Source organism: Desulfosporosinus nitroreducens, from assembly GCF_023897015.1.
GTDB classification, from domain to species: domain Bacteria; phylum Bacillota; class Desulfitobacteriia; order Desulfitobacteriales; family Desulfitobacteriaceae; genus Desulfosporosinus; species Desulfosporosinus nitroreducens.
Window position 1 is genome coordinate 1 of record NZ_JAMHFY010000080.1, and the last position, 1,630, is coordinate 1,630.

Below are 1,630 nucleotides of genomic sequence, written 5' to 3' on the forward strand. Positions count from 1 at the left end.
AGCATCCTTTCCCCAAGCCAATGTGAAGAAATACTGCTAGCGGCTCAAGAGGTGCTTGAACGTACGGGTGTGACTGTACACGATGAGGAAGCTCGTGATATCCTAAAGAAAGCAGGTTGCTGGGTAGACGGCATCCTGGTTCGCATCCCTTCAGCGGTTGTGGACAGGGCGTTAAGGTCTGTTCCTAAACGGGTTACTCTTTGTAATAACCGAACCGGATCCAGGGATGTGCATCTGGAAGGATATAACGCCTATTTTGGCACAGGTTCAGATACTCCGTTTACAATTGATCCCTACACCGGAAAGCGTCAACGTTCTACCAAAAAGTCGGTCAGCAACGCTTGCAAGGTGATTGACGCTTTGCCAAATCTCGATTTTGTGATGTCGTTGGGTATCGTTCAAGATGTCCCCCTTCTTATTTCTGATCGGCATCAGTTCGAGGCTCAAGTTCTTAATACGAGTAAACCAATCGTTACAACAGCTCATGATATTTATGGATTCGCCGATATTATTGAGATGTGTGAAATAATGGCCGGCGGTGTTGAGGAGTTACGGCGCAATCCCTTTATGACCCTTTACGCTGAGCCAATATCACCACTGCAACATGCCTGGGAAGCGGCATCTAAATTAATTTTGGCTGCCAGAAAAGGACTGCCCGTCGTTTATACTCCTTGCGTAATGGCTGGTGGGACAGTACCGGCTACAATGGCTGGTGTACTCACCCAAGGTTTAGCTGAATCCTTGAGCGGTTTAGTCATTAACCAATCGACCAGAGAAGGTTCCCCCTTTATTATGGGCGGTGTCTTTACAATTATGGACATGTCGAGTACCATTTTTAGCTATGGCTCACCGGAATTTAACCTTTTAATGTCTTCCTTAGCGGATTTAGCTCATTATCTGAAATTACCGATGTTTGGCACTGCAGGGTGCTCTGACTCAAATTTAGTGGATGAACAAGCGGGAATTGAAGCGGCTTTGTCCATTGCCATGACCGCACTTTCTGGTCCTAATCTGAATCATGATGTCGGGTATATTGAATATGGTTCCACCTCATCGTTAGAATTTCTGGCAATTAACAATGACGTTATAGGGATGGCTCGTCGTTTAGTTCGCGGTATCCAAGTTAATGATGAGACTCTAGCCTTAGATATCATCCATAAAATTGGTCCTGGAGGACATTTCTTATCCGAGGCTCACACAATGAAACACTTTAAAACTGAGACGTATTATCCAAGTCTGATTGATCGTCAGCGTTATGAGTCTTGGCTGGAAAGTGGTTCGAAAACTCTGTTCGAACGGGCCAATGAAAAGGTTAAAGATATTATCGAAAATTATGAACCAGATCCGCTTCCAAAAGACGTACAACAAAAAATTAGGGCGATTGTTGAACGGTCCGAACAAAAAATCGTTAAGTCGTAAAGTGGTTAGAAGCAGAACATGGAACACCCACTTATATAAGTGGGTGTCTCAAACGTGGATGAATGGAGTGACAGAGAATGCCCTTAATATTAGGGATTGATACAGGCGGAACCTTTACCGATGGAGTGCTACTTGATTTAAACACCAAGGAAGTAAAGGAAAAGGCCAAAGCATTTACGACACGTGAGGATTTATCCATAGGAATTCGAAA

The 1,630-nt window shown here is 44.2% G+C and carries 2 protein-coding genes; both read left to right on the forward strand.

Going from position 1 to position 1,630, the window contains the following annotated elements; all coding sequences use genetic code 11:
* A partial coding sequence (locus tag M8E35_RS26210) for a trimethylamine methyltransferase family protein (RefSeq protein ID WP_289711025.1) occupies window positions 1-1,419 on the forward strand: 1,419 nt, incomplete at its 5' end.
* 77 nt (window positions 1,420-1,496) lie between these two features.
* Window positions 1,497-1,630 (forward strand): hydantoinase/oxoprolinase N-terminal domain-containing protein (locus tag M8E35_RS26215; protein WP_252473913.1); only part of this gene is annotated, 134 nt, incomplete at its 3' end.